17 protein-coding genes are annotated in these 16,641 nt (G+C 36.7%); 15 read left to right on the forward strand and 2 right to left on the reverse strand.

Translation table 11 applies throughout. The features are described 5' to 3' along the window. Positions 1 to 2 precede the first annotated feature (2 nt). Both Gferi_RS14230 and Gferi_RS14235 read right to left on the reverse strand, forming a co-directional pair. Entirely contained in the window at positions 3 to 1,052 is a 1,050-nt protein-coding gene (locus Gferi_RS14230) for a DUF4179 domain-containing protein (RefSeq protein WP_069977580.1), read from the reverse strand. Continuing rightward, positions 1,033 to 1,560, reverse strand: a complete 528-nt coding sequence (locus Gferi_RS14235; protein WP_069977582.1) for an RNA polymerase sigma factor — start codon at positions 1,558 to 1,560, stop codon at positions 1,033 to 1,035. Before Gferi_RS14235 ends, Gferi_RS14230 begins: the two co-directional genes overlap by 20 nt. A gap of 297 nt (positions 1,561 to 1,857) precedes the next feature. Here Gferi_RS14235 and Gferi_RS14240 point away from each other — a divergent pair, with 297 nt between their 5' ends. The 15 genes from Gferi_RS14240 to Gferi_RS14305 all read left to right on the forward strand — a co-directional run bounded on the left by Gferi_RS14240 (position 1,858) and on the right by Gferi_RS14305 (position 16,365). Beyond that, positions 1,858 to 2,184, forward strand: coding sequence for a PadR family transcriptional regulator (locus Gferi_RS14240; protein WP_069977584.1), 327 nt, complete (start codon positions 1,858 to 1,860; stop codon positions 2,182 to 2,184). Next, the gene (locus Gferi_RS14245; RefSeq protein ID WP_069977586.1) at positions 2,181 to 2,798 is read left to right on the forward strand and encodes a DUF2812 domain-containing protein; all 618 of its coding nucleotides are present in this window, start codon (positions 2,181 to 2,183) and stop codon (positions 2,796 to 2,798) included. The genes Gferi_RS14240 and Gferi_RS14245 overlap by 4 nt, the downstream gene beginning before the upstream one ends. 217 nt (positions 2,799 to 3,015) lie before the next feature. Continuing rightward, positions 3,016 to 4,797: an HSP90 family protein gene (locus Gferi_RS14250; RefSeq protein WP_069977588.1), complete on the forward strand. Its 1,782-nt coding sequence runs from the start codon at positions 3,016 to 3,018 to the stop codon at positions 4,795 to 4,797. Further along, entirely contained in the window at positions 4,794 to 5,894 is a 1,101-nt protein-coding gene (locus tag Gferi_RS14255; RefSeq protein ID WP_069977590.1) for a hypothetical protein, read from the forward strand. Before Gferi_RS14250 ends, Gferi_RS14255 begins: the two co-directional genes overlap by 4 nt. A 231-nt stretch (positions 5,895 to 6,125) precedes the next feature. Further along, positions 6,126 to 6,800 (forward strand): PspA/IM30 family protein, encoded by a 675-nt coding sequence (locus Gferi_RS14260; RefSeq protein ID WP_069977592.1) that lies wholly within the window; start codon positions 6,126 to 6,128, stop codon positions 6,798 to 6,800. Positions 6,801 to 6,923: 123 nt separating this feature from the next. Next, on the forward strand, positions 6,924 to 7,949 hold the full coding sequence (locus tag Gferi_RS14265) for a TFIIB-type zinc ribbon-containing protein (RefSeq protein ID WP_069977594.1): 1,026 nt from the start codon (positions 6,924 to 6,926) through the stop codon (positions 7,947 to 7,949). Further along, positions 7,949 to 8,758, forward strand: coding sequence for a TPM domain-containing protein (locus tag Gferi_RS14270; protein ID WP_207645755.1), 810 nt, complete (start codon positions 7,949 to 7,951; stop codon positions 8,756 to 8,758). The genes Gferi_RS14265 and Gferi_RS14270 overlap by 1 nt, the downstream gene beginning before the upstream one ends. Before the next feature lie 30 nt (positions 8,759 to 8,788). Beyond that, entirely contained in the window at positions 8,789 to 9,733 is a 945-nt protein-coding gene (locus Gferi_RS14275) for an SPFH domain-containing protein (protein ID WP_069977597.1), read from the forward strand. A 91-nt stretch (positions 9,734 to 9,824) separates the two neighbouring features. Continuing rightward, complete coding sequence (locus Gferi_RS14280; RefSeq protein WP_069977599.1) at positions 9,825 to 10,244, forward strand: helix-turn-helix domain-containing protein; 420 nt, start codon at positions 9,825 to 9,827, stop codon at positions 10,242 to 10,244. Between the two features lie 196 nt (positions 10,245 to 10,440). Then, positions 10,441 to 10,986: a sigma-70 family RNA polymerase sigma factor gene (locus Gferi_RS14285; protein WP_069977601.1), complete on the forward strand. Its 546-nt coding sequence runs from the start codon at positions 10,441 to 10,443 to the stop codon at positions 10,984 to 10,986. Beyond that, the gene (locus Gferi_RS14290) at positions 10,979 to 12,322 is read left to right on the forward strand and encodes a hypothetical protein (RefSeq protein WP_069977603.1); all 1,344 of its coding nucleotides are present in this window, start codon (positions 10,979 to 10,981) and stop codon (positions 12,320 to 12,322) included. Before Gferi_RS14285 ends, Gferi_RS14290 begins: the two co-directional genes overlap by 8 nt. Positions 12,323 to 12,674: 352 nt before the next feature. Beyond that, positions 12,675 to 13,730 carry a calcium/sodium antiporter gene (locus Gferi_RS14295; protein ID WP_069977606.1) on the forward strand — a complete coding sequence of 352 codons (1,056 nt, stop codon included), beginning with the start codon at positions 12,675 to 12,677 and terminating at the stop codon, positions 13,728 to 13,730. Between the two features lie 778 nt (positions 13,731 to 14,508). After that, positions 14,509 to 14,736 carry a tyrosine-type recombinase/integrase gene (locus tag Gferi_RS29290; protein ID WP_083273569.1) on the forward strand — a complete coding sequence of 76 codons (228 nt, stop codon included), beginning with the start codon at positions 14,509 to 14,511 and terminating at the stop codon, positions 14,734 to 14,736. A gap of 111 nt (positions 14,737 to 14,847) precedes the next feature. Next, positions 14,848 to 15,339, forward strand: coding sequence for a hypothetical protein (locus Gferi_RS14300; protein WP_069977608.1), 492 nt, complete (start codon positions 14,848 to 14,850; stop codon positions 15,337 to 15,339). A 360-nt stretch (positions 15,340 to 15,699) separates the two neighbouring features. Continuing rightward, positions 15,700 to 16,365 (forward strand): HAD family hydrolase, encoded by a 666-nt coding sequence (locus Gferi_RS14305; protein ID WP_069977610.1) that lies wholly within the window; start codon positions 15,700 to 15,702, stop codon positions 16,363 to 16,365. Positions 16,366 to 16,641: the final 276 nt, after the last annotated feature.

Here is a 16,641-nt window from a genome sequence, read left to right on the forward strand (position 1 = left end):
CCTCAAGATTCTTCATTCAGAATTATTTTAGAGCTATCACTTCTCTCTTTTAGCATAGCCCCCTCAACCATTTCTTTAATCATTTCCTCTGTATAATCCCCTTTGTATCGTTCTTCCAAAAACTGAGTAATTTTAGCCCTTACTTCATCCTCTGTACGGTCTCCCCGGTAATTTTCATCTAAATACTGTTGAACTTTGACATGGATTTCAATTTGTTTCATTTCCTTCTTATAATCTCCACCGTACCGGTCTTCCAAGAACTGCTGAGATTTTTGTGGATCGGCCTTCGTCTTATCAATCGGCAAATCAAAAAGTACATTGACACCCTTATAGTCAGGATTTGGACTTATTTCACCGGTTTGGAAATCAAACACAAAGGCTTCTGTATCATAAAAAGTTGAGGAAGATACTGCAAGGTAAAGGCCTCTGTCGGCAAACATTTCAATCGAGTCACATTCAATCAATCGATACATAACACCGTCAATAACTGATGAAGAATAACCTCCGCTCATTGTGGCTATATTGATATGCCAAGGGATCAGACCTTTGACAAGAGGGGAGATAAAAAAGGGCACATCGTCGTACGCTGCCTCGGAAGTATCTGGCATTTTTCCATTCAGATTTTCAATAGCTACGACAGCATAGCTTTTTTCAGCCTCTATATCAGCATTGTCTGGAAGCGGAGTAAGTCCCTTCCCCGAAACAATACCCAGCAGTGTAATTTTATATCCGTTAGAAGTTACCGATTCATTGATTTGTATAGCCCCTTCACTTCTAAAGGCCTCGGCTAGGACTGGGTATTGGACGTGATCGGCGAATTCGTCAGCTGAAAGCAAATTCCATATTGCGAAAGCAGTTACTGACATAGCTATAGTCAGCATCGATGCAATCAAAATCATTCTTGACATGGACTTTTTACTTGTTTTTTTCAAGACCATCTTCTCCTTCATAAGATTTTTTGTTCTCTGATTTAATAGTTCATCTGGAGCATGTGCTGAAGAAAGGGTCTTTTTTAATAGCAAATCTATGGAATCATGTTGATGTTGCTTCATATCCAACAGCCTCCAGTCTTTTTCTTATAAGGGCTCGAGCCTTGTGCAATCGGCTTTTTACTGTGCCCTGTGGAACTCTCAAAGTGGATGCAATTTCTTCTACTGTCATTTCAACGGTGTAATACAGATAGAGGGGTATTTTAAATTTATCGTCAAGGCAATCCACAATATTTTTAACACAATCGCTTAGGTCTCTAGAAATAATATCATTTTCTAAATTGTAGTTATCTGCTTGTGAAGAGATGTCATCAATGCCTGTGTTAGGGACTAGCCTTTGCCGTCGGGCATACTTGCGCCCTTTGCTTTTCCATATGTATATTGCAATCGAGATGAGGTATCCTTTGGGATTGTTGCTTGCATCAATTTTATGACATTGCTCTACTGCTTTTAAAAAAGTTTCCTGATATAAGTCATCTGCATCCACTTTGCTTAGGGCAAGCTTACGGCAAAACTTGTATAGAGAATTGCCATACTGGCCAACAAGGCTATCTAAGTGTTCAGGGTTCATAAGAACCATCCTTTCAGCATTTTTGAAAAACCTCCTTTCCAATTACCCTTTCATCTTTATTTAGTCACGAAAGGGTAAATGGTTCATTTTAAGTTGAGATGAAAATTATACTGCTTATAGTATAAACTTATTTTCAATTCAGTCACATATCTATATCGTTATATATTGATAAAGCAGCTGTATTTCTAAAAATGATTCATACCGCCATTTTGATATTGACATATACAGTTACACTTTATATAATAAGACTATACAGCTAGACTGTATAGTCTTATTATATAAAGAAAGGAAGAGGGTATGAAAAGAAATAAGAATTTACCATTAACGGAAACCGTATATTATATTTTGTTGTCCTTATTGGAACCTGCCCACGGGTACTTAATTATCCAGCGGATTGAAGAATTAAGCAACGGAGATGTGCGGATGGCGGCCGGAACACTGTATGGAGCTATTGAAAATTTACTAAAGCTAAAATACATCCAACCTGTCAAAAGCGAAGATAGCAGGCGAAAGGTCTATTCCATCACAGAAGAGGGAAAAGAAATTTTAAGGTTGGACATGGAGAGAATGAAACATATGATTGCAGTAACAGAAAGCCAATTTCATGGGAGGGAAGAATCGTGAAGAAATATAAGATCTTTATCGACTGCAATAAGGAAGAAGAATGGTTGAACCAGATAGCTAAACAAGGTTATGAACTGGTGAACGTATCTTGGGGGTATCAGTTTAAAGAGACAAAACCACAAGATGCCAATATTAGAATTGACCACCGGACTTTTAAAAGCAGCAAAGATTTCACAGATTATTGTACGATGTTTGAAGATAGTGGTTGGAAGCATATTGCAGGAGGTAAAAATTCAACAACCCAGTATTTTAAGAAAATCAGTGAAAATGGGAGTGAAGATATCTTTTCAGATGCATCCTCTAAAGCAGAACGATATAAGCGTTTATCGCGTATATGGTTAATGGCAGCTATCTCCTATATGCCAATAATCATGGCACTAATTTTTTCCAATGCTATTGATGTAAATGCGATAGTTCATCCAAAGTTGTTATATTATACACCTGGTTTATGGGAAAAAAGCGGATTTCAGTTTTGGAAAGCATTTATATTTGAGACACCATTTGCACTTATGAGAGGATTCTTATGGTTTTTCATTCTGGCTTTAGTTATTATGTATATTTACTTTTCATTAAAAGCTCAGTATTTGTATAAGGTTGCTCAAAAGGAAATTTAAGTACTGCCTAAGGACATAATACCGCCTCAATCTGATGACAGGATTCTATATCATTATATTGAGGCGGTTGTTGTTTGGAGGCAGGTTATTTTTATGGGATTAGGCCCATGATACTATTTGCTAAAAGTCTAAAAGGAGCTTGCGACAGTATATAGAATAATTTTAAGAGGAGATATTCTTAGGGGATACCAATATATAAAATTATCGGAGGATTTTTATGGAAAAGGATTATAGGTTCAAGGTGAACCTAGGTGGGATGATCGATATATTGTCCAATCATCTGTATAGCAGTCCGGATGTTTTTGTACGGGAACTCTTGCAAAATGCAGTAGATGCTATAAATGCCAGAAAGAAGTCAGAGAATTTTTGGCCGGATGGAAAGATTACCATAAGCTTAATAGAAGATACCATTATCTTCGAGGATAATGGCATCGGTTTGACAGAAGAAGAGATACATAAGTTTGTTGCTATAATAGGGGAGTCTTCGAAAAAAGATTTAATAAGCGGCAAGATAGAAGATGACTATATTGGAAAATTTGGTATCGGATTATTATCTTGTTTCATGATTTCAGATGAAATTAATTTAGTTACACGGTCTATAAATGAAGAATCTGGCTATCATTGGACCGGTAAACCTGATGGAACCTATAGTATAAAAAGGATCGCCGGTGAAATTGGTTATGGAACAATCATATACCTTAGGGGCAAAAAGGGTAGTGAAGTTTATTACAATGATGAAAACCTGGTCCAACTGATTCGATACTATGGTCTGGCACTGCCGATTCCAATATTTTTCAACAAAAACGGAAGTGAACGCAGGATAAACGAAAGTACCTTTATATGGGATGACAGATCTTTATCAAAAAATGATGTCCTGGCTATGGGCAAAGAAATATTTAATGAGGAATTTATTGACTATATACCTATGGAATCGAAAAGTGCCCAGGTTAAGGGGATTGCCTACATTGTTTCTCGAAAAGTAGGTATTAAGGCAAAAAACTCCCATAGGATTTATCTTAAAAGTATGCTGCTGACAGAGAAAGGAGATAATTTACTTCCCGAGTGGGCTTTTTTTGTGAAGTGTATTATTAATACAAATTTACTCAGGCCTACGGCATCCAGAGAAACCTTTTATGAAGATGATTTACTGGATAAGACCCGTGATGAATTAGGAGAATGTATCATACACTATTTGTCCAATATTGCTGTTACCGATACAGAAAAGCTTTCTCAAATCGTGAGTATCCATGATTTGGCGATAAAAAGCCTTGCGGTAGAGAATGACAACTTGCATAAAGTATTTTTTGATTATCTGCTATTTCAAACATCTCAAGGAACCAAAAGCGGCTATGAGCTGAGAACACAATATAAAATCCTTCAATATACCAACTCGGTAGATAAGTTTAAACAAATCTCACCTATTTTTACAGCTCAAGATAAATTATTGATAAATGGGGGATATGTATATATTGCAGAATTGATTGAAATGCTAGGATATTTGCATGAAGAAGTCAAGGTAGAGTTGGTGAATACCGATGATGTGGTTGAGATCATGGAGGATTTAACCTATGAAGAAGAAGAATTTTCTTATGGCTTACTAAAGATAGCTAATATCGTTCTGAACAAATTTAATTGCCAAGCAAGTATAAAGCACTTTAAACCGAAGGAAATGCCAACCCTTTATACAATGGATACCCACGCCATGTTCTATAGGGACTTGATAGAGAATAAAGAAAAGAGCCGTAGTTCCTTTGGTGATATTTTGGACGGATTTATTGATGAATATGAGGGAAGTTCCTATTCTAATCTATGCTTTAACTTTGATAATCCTCTTATTCAAAAACTAATGACGCTAACAGAGGAAGTTGCTTTAAAAAATGCAGTTGAACTATTATATGTGCAATCTCTTCTTATGGGTCATTTCCCTTTGAGATATAATGAGATGCGGGTTTTAAATAATGGAATCATATCACTGATTGAATGGGGGATCAATAAATGAGCAGTCAGTTAGATGCATTGTTGGATATAATCGAGAAGGCACCGGATGGTCTTGCAAAGATTCCTCTTATTGAGGAAGCAATCAGACTTGCAGACTGTGAGAACAATTTAAGGCAGCAGCTGGCCTTAAGGGAGCAGCTCATATATCAAAGCGGCTACTATGGAGATGCTTTTAAAATCATCACTACTTTTCCCAGATATCTGTCCCTGATCGATGAGAATAGTGACAAAGTTGGCAGAAATGAACATTATGACTTATTATGGGCCTTTAAATATGTAATAAATAATGGGATAAGTTTCTATCAAATTCCATGGGAAAAGATTTACGCTTTGTGTGAAGAGTTTAAAAACCGCTGTATTCAGTATGGTTATTCTTTAAGATTTTATTATTTTATGCAGGCTGCATATGGCATTTATTTTAGTAGAGATGAGGAAATCAGAGAGTTCTTTAGCAAATATCAATCTTGTAAGAGAGACCGTTTAAGCAACTGTGAAGCCTGTGAGCTAAGCTTTGATGTGGCTTGCTACCTTCATTTTGATCAATTGGAGGAGGCGCTGGAAACAGCAAAACCTTTATTTTCAGGGGAAAAAAAGTGTGGTCACGTACCCCATGAGACCTATCAGAAATTTCTTTACCACTATGTTACAAAGGGTAAATTGGAAGAAGCAGAAAAAATACTGGACAAATCCTATAAACTAATCTATAAAAACCAGGCTTTTCTTGGAGACTTGGATGGACATCTTCTCTATTACGCAATTACCGATCCAATTAAAGGTATAAAAATTTTTTCCAGGCATCTTCAGTGGGTCTTAGACTCAAAAAAGGAGTGGAGTAAATTAAGCTTTTATGCAGCTTCCTGGATGCTGTGGGAAAATGTCAGCCTGCGGAGTAAACGGAAAGAGTATGTATTGAAGCTGCCCCAAAATGCACCATTCACGGAGCAGGATGGAAAATACAAAGTAGAGGAGATAATGGAACATTGTAAAAATCAGGCTTTAAGTATAGCTGCTAAATTTGATAAAAGGGACGGGCAGCCGACGGGATCGAAATATATTGATGAAATAAGGACGGCCATTATGTCCCGTAGGGGGCTTTAGGGACTCTAAGAAGGTTTGTGACTGCTTATTTTATGGCGGATCGACGAGGGCATCGATCCCTACGCTCCTGTTTTAGGTTTTTGTAGGGAACGGTGCCCTCAGCGTTTTGTTAAACCCTAAGCTTCTCAATTATATATCTATACATGATACAATTGTAAAGAATTCTATATTATGATATATTGTTCTCATGAGGGCTACTTGGAAAATATACCAAAACAGGGGAGGATACGTATGGCTATTTTGACAAGATTCAGAGATATTATGACAAGTAACATCAACGCGTTATTGGATAAAGTAGAAGATCCTGAAAAGATGATAGAGCAGTGTTTGCGAAATCTCAATAGTGATTTGGGAAAAGTTAAAGCTGAAACGGCTGCGATTATAGCAGAAGAGTACCGGGCCAAAAGAGCATTGGATGAACTTATAGAAGAGATGAGCAAAATGCAGAATTATGCTGTCAGAGCTTTAGAGGAAAATAATGAAAAAGATGCCAGAAAGTTTTTAGAAAGAAAATCTACTTTAGCAGCAAAGGAAGCGGGGCTTAAGGAAGCCTATGAGTTAGCAGCATCCAATGCTGGTAAAATGAGAGAAATGCATGATAAACTGGTTACCGATATCCGGGAGCTGGAATCCCGTAAGGACATGATTAAGGGAAAACTGGCTGTTGCAAAAACGCAGGAAAGAATAAACAGAATCAGTTCTTCTGTAAATAGTGCCAATAATTCCCTATCCGCTTTTGATAGAATGGAAGAGAAGGCAAATCTGGCTCTTGATAAAGCAAATGCCATGGCAGATCTAAATGCAGGACCAAAGGACGACATAAAAGATTTAGAGGCTAAATATGATAATACTACAAACATAGATAGCGAATTGGAGGCCCTAAAGGCAAGTTTAAAAAACAAGTAGTCTTTATACAAATGAAGCTGTAGCCGTGATCTACAGCTTTTATGATATGCTGGAAACGATGAATTTATTAAGGGGTCTTCTCTGGTATTTTTAAGGTTCTATCTATAGTGGGAGGTGGGAAAGATGGTCATCCATTATAAGTGCCCGGATTGTGGTGCGGATATGGTTTTTGATAGTGAATCAGGAAAGTTATCCTGTGATAGTTGTGGAAGAAAGAACAATGTAGAAGATTTTCCAAAAGAGTTTATATTGAATGCATTTGCAGAAGGAGAAGCTGTGGAGTATCATTGTAAAAACTGTGGGGCAGTGATATTGACGGATGCAGATACTACGGCGACGACTTGCAGCTTTTGCGGAGCAGGTGTTGTACTGGGTGACAGACTGGCTGGCAATATGGCTCCTGCTAAAGTTATCCCCTTTACAATTAGCAAAGAGAAGGCTATGCAAGCATTCAAAGCTTGGTGCAAAAATGGACTCTTGACACCAAAGGGATTTATGACAGCAGATAGGATAAAGAGTATAACAGGAATCTATGTTCCTTTCTGGTTATATGATTTGAACAGTAAAGCCCATGCAGATGCTGTCTGCACAAAGGTCAGAAGCTACAGCAGAGGGGATTACATATATACAGAGACCAGTTATTATGATGTGCACCGAAGCCTAGATCTTCATTATATAAAGGTACCGGTAGATGCATCGGAAAAAATGAACGATCAGTTAATGGATAAGCTGGAGCCCTATGATTATAATCATCTAAAGGATTTTAATACCCCCTACTTAGCAGGCTATATTGCTGAGAAATATAATTATAATGATAAGCAGTTGTTTTCAAGGGTAAAGTCTAGAATAGACAACTATGTAGAATCCTATATCAGCTCTACGATTACTGGATACAGTACTACGGCATATAGGAGCAAGCATATTGATACGAGGCAAAAACATGCTTATTATACACTATTTCCCGTATGGATGGTATGCTATGACTATAATCAGTCGGAACATATTTTTGCAATGAATGGTCAGACAGGGAAGATCGTAGGAAAACCTCCGGTCAGTTATGGAAAAGTGGCTGCCTGGTTTGCAGGTATTGCCGGCATTACATTTATCGTACTGAAATCGGCAGCATGGATCAGCGGAGGTGGCTTTTAGTGAAAAACCGGTTGTATTTAAGAAGATTTTCAGTGATTATGTTGATAATATTTATGGTGTTTGGTGTTCATCCCGTAATGGCTGCAGAAAAGGCAAATCAAAAAGTTTATGATTTTGCCGAGCTTTTAACGGCAGAGGAAGCAGCAAAACTAGAGGGGATATCAGATAAATACAGTCAAAAAAGACAGGTAGATATTATCATATTAACCGCCAAGGATACGCAAGGTAAAGATGTTGTAACGTATATGGAAGACTTTTATGACGAAAAAGGATTGGGATACGACAAGCCCCATGGGAATACTGTGATTTTGACCATTGACATGGAGCACCGGGAAGTGTATGTTGCAGGTTTTTATAAAGGAGAGAAATATCTGGATGATAGCAGGTGCGATTTGATCCGGAAGAAAATAACCCCAGATTTATCTGGAGGAAACTATTATGAAGCTTTCCATTCTTTTATAAAACTATCTTATCAATATATGGGCATAAAGCCAGGAGTAAACCCGGAAAAAATATTATTTAAGTTATGGTTTCAAGTACTTGTTGCCATAATCGTTGCCAGTGTCAGTGTTGTGACGATGGCATACCATTCTGGGGGCAGGTCTACCACTGGAGGGAGTACCTATTTGGATGCCAAGAATTCAGGGATAACCAATCGAAGAGATGTCTATATAAGGACGGAAACCACCAAACGAAAAAAACCGTCTAATGAGAAAAAGAGCGGCGGCGGCAGTCTTGGAGGAGGCAGCTTTGGTGGAGGCATGTCCGGAGGCGGACATTCTCATAGCGGAAGCAGGGGAAGTTTCTAATATTACAGCCATGTGGAGGGAAGGATCAATATGATTTTTAGAAAGCAATTTGCCAATGTAGTAGAGTGGGAAGAATTTAGAGATGACATGATTTTTTGGAAATGGAGTAACCGGGAAATAAAAAAAGGGAGCAGGTTAATTATTCGGCCGGGGCAAGATGCCATATTTTTAAATTCCGGAAGAGTGGAAGGAATATTTAAAGATGAAGGAGATTATGATATTGAGTCACAAATTATTCCATTCCTATCTACACTGAAGGGGTTTAAGTTTGGATTCAACAGCGGAATGCGGGCAGAAGTATTGTTTGTAAATACTAAGGAATTTACAGTAAAATGGGGCACGAAAAATGCTATTCATATACCCCACCCGCAACTACCAGGAGGTATACCTATACGGGCGAACGGTACATTTAATGTGAAAGTCCATGATTATGTGGCGTTAATAGACAAAATTGCCGGGATAAAGGAAGCTTATTTTGTAGAGGATGTAAAACTAAGGATCGTGTCTGCTTTGGACCAGCTTCTAATGAAATGGATTAGCAGAGAAGGAAAAGATATGTTTAATCTTCAAGCCAATGCTTTTGATATTGCTAAAGGAATAAGAGAAGATTTAGATATGATTATCTTGAAGGATGGACTTACGATTACCGGATTTAATATTATTAGCTTTAATTATCCTGAAGAAATACAAAAAATGATCACTAAAACGGCTTCCCACAGTATGGTTGGAGATATGGGAAAATACCAGCAAGTAGAAATGGTGGACGGCATTGCATCGGGACGGGTTAAAGGAGGAGGTGCCGCTTCTGATATGGTCGGTATGATGATGGGAATGAATGTAGCCAGTGAAATGATGAAACAAATGAATCAGGATCAAAAAACGGCTTCGCAAAAAAGGCCGAATTTTTGTCCTAACTGTGGCACCAAAACAGGTGAAGGCAATTTTTGCTCCAACTGTGGAGAAAAACTAATATAACGTCGATTGCAACTTAAAGTTGACATCTTGCAAGTTTAAGTTGGTAGCATCAATTTTTGATTTTAGGTATTATTTGATTGAGGTGATTGAAATGAATTTCTATGAAAAACTACAAAAATTGAGAAAAAGGAATGGCTTATCACAAGAACAACTTGCAGGTGAATTAGGGGTGTCACGACAAGCTGTTTCCAAGTGGGAGTCAGGACAAGGCTACCCGGAAATCGATAAAATAATCCTCCTAAGTGATATTTTCAAAGTATCCTTAGATGATTTATTGAGAGAAGATAATCATATTGCAGTAAACAACGACAGTATAAAATTAGATTTAAAAGATATTTGGATTTTAATCAATCGTTCATTTAAGAAGATTTCTTATTCTTATCAAATTATTGTATGGATGGTTATAATTTGTACAGGAATCATTATTGTGTTTGGCGCTTTGAATTTAATATACACTATGGGGGCATATATTGGAAAACTTCTAAATTATGCCTATAGCCTTCACTTTTAAAGGATTTTAAATTATGAAATGAGTTTAAAATAATAAAATTAACAGAGTCTGTAGAATATTTCAATGGAGCGGAGAATATTCTACAGGCTTTTTTATTCGGGAAAAATTATATAAAATTTTTAAGAGAAGGGGAATATTTTGTGCGTAGTAATATATGAAAGACCGGTCATAAAAAATCAGTAAAGGGGTGAATATTTTGGAATACTCACAAAGTGCGCTTGTGGAAGGAATAAAGGCAAAGGATGTGGCTGCTTACAACTATATGATAAACAAATATACAAAGACAATTTATTATTTGGCCTATAATATTTTGTCGCCGGCGCTTGGTAAGGAGGATATTGAAGAGTGTGTATCGGATGTATTTCTGGATGCATGGATTAAAATCGATGAATTTAACCAGGAAAAAGGAAATTTCAGAACATGGCTTTTCATTCTAACAAAATATAAAGCACTTACATATAAACGCAAGAAAGCAACAAAAAATGTCGTTGATATTGAGGAGTTTCAAATAAAGGACAGCTATAACCTGGAGAAACAATTCTTTTTAAGGCAAGACCAGGAAAAGGTTGTAGAAATAATCAATTCTTTCAACCGAATAGACAAAGAAATATTTTTCAGAAGATATTTTTTTGATGAAAAAATAAGTGATTTGGAAAAAACTTTTAATTTATCCAGATCGGCTATAGACAATAGGCTTCTGAGAGGTAGAAAAATAATAAAGGAGGCATTAAATTATGAATGAAGATAAACTAATTCACCTGTTAAACAGTTTGGATGATGATTTGGTGGAACAAGAAATGGATAAACTATTAGACGGAGTGGAAATAGATATGGATTCTATAAATAAAAAAGCTCACCAAAAACTAAACAGGAACAATAAAAAGATGAAAGGCAGAAAAAGATTTGCATATGCAGCTGTCGCCTGTCTATGCCTGTTAAGTGTAACAACCATATATGCCAATGATATTTCACAGGCAATAAAATCATTTTTTAATAAAACGCCAATATATTCAACGATTGTCGATGGAGAAGCCTATTACTTGAAAGAAAGATACGCGCTAAATGATCATATTACTCTAGAAAGTATAATGGTGTCCGAAGGCAACTTGGAAATGGAAATAACCTCAAATTTAGACTCTAAGGAATTAAAGGATATAAACATTATACCCAAAAATAATCCGGATACAGTTTATTTTCCAGGAGGGTATTCTGAGGAGCAGGAGAAATATTACTTTCTCTTTATGAATAAAACAGAAGAAAACTACAATATTAAGCCTTTTAAGGATTTTAAACTTATCATTGCAGGAAACTCCTATGAGATTTCATTGGAAAAAGCTAAAAGTTTAGATGCAGGCAGCGGAATTTATACTTCTAATGCAGCCACAAACGGTTTGGAAGGTATAAACATTGGGGCTAAAATCATTGAGGGAAATGAAAAATTAAACATTCAGCTGATTGCCTCCTTTGAAGATAAAAATTTAAGGTTGGCTAAATATGGTAAACCAACAGAAGCAAGAGCATCAGGAACATTCGAAAATCTAGGGAAGGATGGTTTAGTAAGCAGCGGTAGCGGATTACGAACCGATGACCTTTATGTATTTGACGGAACCGGTAATGAATACAGGCTTGAAACTCCAAAAGATTCAAAAGGCCGTCCGGTAACGGTATTTGAAACAAATGCACCCAAAGATAAAAAGCTTACACTGAAATTACCTGCAATCATTGCTGCTTATCATGAAACAGTCGGTTCATTCTCCCTTGACATTCCTGATAAAGGGGAAGTAGCAGTGAATAAAGAAATCGACTTTACTATTCAAAAAGCTATAGTTAAAAATATTAAAAGAATATCACCGACATCTGCGGAAGTAGAATTTCAGTTAAATATCGGTGCTAATGAAAAAATTCGTATAAGATCGTTTAGTTTTTACAGCCCTGATATAAAGAAAGCATCTACAGAATTTAATGGAGATAAAGCTACAATGACTTTAGAATTTGATGAAAAGCTCGCTGCTACCAATCTTGAAATTAGTTATCCTAATTTTGTGATAAATGGAAATTGGATCATTGATATGCAGTAAGCATGAGTAGAAAACAATCCTTCAGCTGGTAGGAACAAGGGGACTGTTGCAGCGGTCCACTTGCAATTGCTGAAATTTAGATTTCAAAAGGAATTGACAAATACTTTTCTTTTACTTATACTTAAATAGTTAGAGGGAGTAACTGACCTTTATAAGGGATTAAAGTCGTCATTCCGGAAACAACAATTTCCCGGCTTTAATGGCAGTATGCCTGGTGAGACTCTACAGAGAATATAAGCTAATGCAAATTTAGCTTATATTCTCTGTAGAGTCTCTTGTTTTTGCTTAGAACTTTCTAACAGCACATTATTGCCACACAGGGATGCCAATACCAAAAGGAGGCGTATTTTTAATGGAAGCAGTGATTCATACTTATTTAGCTTCGTTTCCAACATTTGTTTTAGTTCTTATAATTTCCGTAATGCTATATATTCTGAGTAAAGGGGCAGACCTGTTGGTAGATAAGGCTGTCAGCCTTTCTCTTCACTGGGGTGTTCCTAAAATGATTATCGGAGCTACAATTGTATCCTTAGGTACAACGCTTCCCGAAGCTACCGTCTCCGTGCTGGCAGCAATCAATGGAAACCCTGACTTGGCATTGGGCAATGCTATTGGATCTATTATTGCTGATACGGGTCTGATTCTTGGATTAGCTGCGCTTATTGGGCGTCTGCCTGTAGACCGGGTTGTTGTAGAACGTCAAGGAAAGGTCCAGGTATGGGCGGGTATTTTACTTGCAGTTGTCAGCCTTCCTTTCTTTTCCGGAGGTAATGGAAATATCAGCAGATGGGTTGGCTGGTTATTTATAGTTTTATTAATAATCTATATCTATAGCTCAATTAAATGGTCTAAAAACCCGGTTTTAGATGGATCATCTATGGAAATGGAAACTGCCTTTACGGTAGAAGAGCATATCTTGAGTGAAGATATTTTAGCCGAGGAAAAAAGTCCTTTGATTATTCAAATATTAGAGTTATTTGCAGGCATAGCACTGGTTATAGGTTCATCAAAAATTCTTATACCAGCAGTGGAAATCTCAGCTGTTCGCGTTGGAATCCCACAAAGTATCATCGCAGCAACCTTAATTGCTTTCGGAACGAGTTTGCCTGAGTTAGTAACTGCTATTACTGCTGTGAGAAAAGGACATGGTGAGCTTGCTATTGGCAATATTGTTGGGGCAGATATTTTGAATGTACTCTTTGTAGTCGGCAGTGCTGCCGCTGTAACATCAGGGGGATTAGATGTCCCATTAAATTTCTATAAGCTCCAGATTCCAACGATGCTGATCATTCTGATTGCCTTCCGGTTATTTTCAAAAGGTGACAATGAAGAAATTACTAAAAAAGAAGGCTTTATACTCTTTCTCATCTACTTTGTTTATCTAATATTAAACTTTACATGGCTTTAATAGTATATAGAGAAGGAGTTTTCCGGGAATATAGGCAATAATATTTCAAATCAAGCAAAGTGTTATCAATAGAAACCGCCGTCATTTGTGATAAGATGAACCGTATCATAAATGATGGCGGTTTTTTGGTGGAAGCATTGGAAATACTTAGATGTATTAAGCTTATATAATTGCATTTTAATCATTATCTTATATGAAGTAAGGAAAATAGGTTATATGCTGGGGTGTGCTTATTTGGGATATGGTACGGGTTCAAGATTCAATGGGGGCAATAGCAAAAGAAGTACTTTCAGACCTTCAGAATGAATTAAATGCTATTAGAGGGGAAGTAGTTAAAAAGGTTGAAGCGGTTGGAAGAACTGCAATAGAAAAGGTCAAATAATTCAATAGCGAAATTGCTAAGATGGTGGACAAGGACTGCTTAACTTTAATTAAAAAGGATGAACTATATATTGCTACAACAAAAAGTCGAGAACTAAACTCTCGGCTTTTTTCTTACCTAGATTTTAATACAAAAATTGCTATTATTTGTAAAAAAATCAAAGGATTTATATAGGCTTTATAGAACTATAGAAGCAGATTAAATTTATCTTTAAAGAAATCTCTTAGGAAAGAGGAGCGTATATGGGATAAAAATTAAAAGAATGAATGATAGAGAAATTCACGTATCATTTGAGTATAATGATGAATTGGTAAAAAAGATTAAGAAGGTTGAAGGAAGGCGGTGGCAGCCGCATAAAAAATGCTGGGTAGGTCCTAATAATGTTAAAAGCATAAATTGTTCTTAACTTATTCAGCAAGTCTTAGAGTCGGTGAAGTAGTAAGACTAAAGGTAGATGATATTGATAGTGATAGAATGCTAATGCATATAAGACAAGGAAAGGGTAGAAAAGATAGAATATACAACTATAAGGAGATATTCCCGAACCATGGTTCGCAAATCCTTCTATTTTGGAATAAAAAACGAACTTTGGGTCGGAAATATAGTAGTTCTCCGAAACCATAAGCAAAGGACGCGGCGTCCTGCCGCGGATAGGGGAAGATGACTTTAAGAGCTTTCTTACTACACATTTGTATATTTATGTTCAAGTAATTTAATTCTAAAAGGGGTAATTTTATGAAAAAATCAATTATTTTATTAATTAGTGTATTATTATTTTCAATGATAGGATGTGTTAAAACTGAAGTAGAAGATCCTGAAAATGAAATAGAAGTACTAATAGGATATATAGTTATAGAAGATAATAATTTGCATTTTGACCAGGTTGAGATTGTAAAAAGGGAAGACAAAGAAAGAATGGAAGAGCTTGATTTAGATGAAAGCGATGTGCCAAGTGGATATGCGATTATAAATGAAAATCAAGAAAGAACAACTTATGAATTAGCAGATAAAGTAGTTTATAAATTTACTGATGTATACCTTAATTTTGTAGAAGAATCAGAAGATGATAGGGTATATATTACAACAAAGAAAGATGAATTTCTTAAACATTTAGGTGAGTATAATTTAAATGATATTCCGCTTTTTGAACAAACAATACCTTATTTTATTGAAGTCCAAGACGGAAAAGTTATTAGCATTGAAGAAAAATTTGAATATACAATTTAATCGACATATTACACAATATGTATATGTTGTGCTTTATTGCCAAATGAAAAGTTTAAGGGGGCGACGTCCTGTCGCCCTCTGAGTCAAGGGGCGTATGACATCGGAGAACAATGTGTTTGCACAGGGGTGCTGGAAGCACGTTTTAAGGGAAAGGTCAGAGTACCGCACCTTCTCACTGGGTGGCAAGCACCGCCAAGGGGGTAATCCTTTAGGGTCCAGTTCGAAGGCCTCGCAAATGCGAGATGTTATCGAAAATGGGACGTAAAAGACACCGCGTTCTATGGTGGATTTAAAAATGTCTTTGGTTGTTTAATATGCGCAAGATAAAAATATGATAGAAAGAGATGGGTGTTTTATTATATGAAAAGAAAGGGAATTATTTTTGATTTTAATGGAACCCTTTTATGGGATACTCAGCTACATAACAGAGCATGGGATAATTTTCTTAAGAATCATGGTTTCTCTTTGTCTGACGAAGAAAAGCATCAACGTATCCACGGTAGACTGAATAGCGAGATATTGAAGGACTTATTTGAAAGCAAGTTGACCAGAGAGGAAATTGAACGTTATGCCCTTGAAAAAGAGTACGAATATCAGAGGCTGTGTAAGGAGATTAATGAATTTTCATTAGCTGAAGGTGTAATCGAATTGCTTAATAAGCTTAAGGAACAGGACATTCCCTTTGTGATTGCAACAGCATCTGGAATAGAGAATATTGAATTTTACATTAGGGAACTTGAACTGAATAAGTGGTTTAAAAAAGAGCATATCGTTTATAATGACGGTTCCATGAGAGGTAAGCCTTTCCCGGATCTGTTTCTTAGAGCCATGGGTATATTGGGAATAGAAGGAAAGGATACGATCATTTTTGAGGATTCTATTTCTGGAATAAAAGCAGCTGAGGCGGCTGGTGCTGGGAAGGTGATAATTGTAGATTCAAATAGTGGTGATTATAATTCATGGATAGACAAATATCCAATAATTACGCATTTTCATCAAATTGACTACGAGTGGTTTAATAAATAGATAAAGGTCAGTTCAAAACAATGTTTTCAACGCTTCGGGCGTGCTCACGGGTCGTTTCTGCCACACCGCCTCACCGGGCGGTAAGCGCCGCTAAAGGGAAAGGCTCCGCTGGCCCGGTTCGTCGGCGTCGTGAAAACGAAACGTTATATGATATGGCATATTAGTTTTAGAAACAGAGATTATTTATTTAATAGTTATGTCGGAGGTTGACGCATGAAATCGGTTGAAGAAATACTTAAATTCATTAAAATGCAGAAAGTGGCGTTATAGCGTCGA

Origin of the sequence: Geosporobacter ferrireducens (assembly GCF_001750685.1) — a bacterium.
Lineage (GTDB): Bacteria > Bacillota > Clostridia > Peptostreptococcales > Thermotaleaceae > Geosporobacter > Geosporobacter ferrireducens.

Bases quoted from the DNA above. Each gene is read 5' to 3' on its own strand.
- Gferi_RS14230 (WP_069977580.1), bottom strand. From the start codon at position 1,052: ATGAAGCAACATCAACATGATTCCATAGATTTGCTATTAAAAAAGACC.
- Gferi_RS14235 (WP_069977582.1), bottom strand. From the start codon at position 1,560: ATGAACCCTGAACACTTAGATAGCCTTGTTGGCCAGTATGGCAATTCT.
- Gferi_RS14240 (WP_069977584.1), top strand. From the start codon at position 1,858: ATGAAAAGAAATAAGAATTTACCATTAACGGAAACCGTATATTATATT.
- Gferi_RS14250 (WP_069977588.1), top strand. From the start codon at position 3,016: ATGGAAAAGGATTATAGGTTCAAGGTGAACCTAGGTGGGATGATCGAT.
- Gferi_RS14255 (WP_069977590.1), top strand. From the start codon at position 4,794: ATGAGCAGTCAGTTAGATGCATTGTTGGATATAATCGAGAAGGCACCG.
- Gferi_RS14260 (WP_069977592.1), top strand. From the start codon at position 6,126: ATGGCTATTTTGACAAGATTCAGAGATATTATGACAAGTAACATCAAC.
- Gferi_RS14265 (WP_069977594.1), top strand. From the start codon at position 6,924: ATGGTCATCCATTATAAGTGCCCGGATTGTGGTGCGGATATGGTTTTT.
- Gferi_RS14275 (WP_069977597.1), top strand. From the start codon at position 8,789: ATGATTTTTAGAAAGCAATTTGCCAATGTAGTAGAGTGGGAAGAATTT.
- Gferi_RS14280 (WP_069977599.1), top strand. From the start codon at position 9,825: ATGAATTTCTATGAAAAACTACAAAAATTGAGAAAAAGGAATGGCTTA.
- Gferi_RS14290 (WP_069977603.1), top strand. From the start codon at position 10,979: ATGAATGAAGATAAACTAATTCACCTGTTAAACAGTTTGGATGATGAT.
- Gferi_RS14295 (WP_069977606.1), top strand. From the start codon at position 12,675: ATGGAAGCAGTGATTCATACTTATTTAGCTTCGTTTCCAACATTTGTT.
- Gferi_RS14300 (WP_069977608.1), top strand. From the start codon at position 14,848: ATGAAAAAATCAATTATTTTATTAATTAGTGTATTATTATTTTCAATG.
- Gferi_RS14305 (WP_069977610.1), top strand. From the start codon at position 15,700: ATGAAAAGAAAGGGAATTATTTTTGATTTTAATGGAACCCTTTTATGG.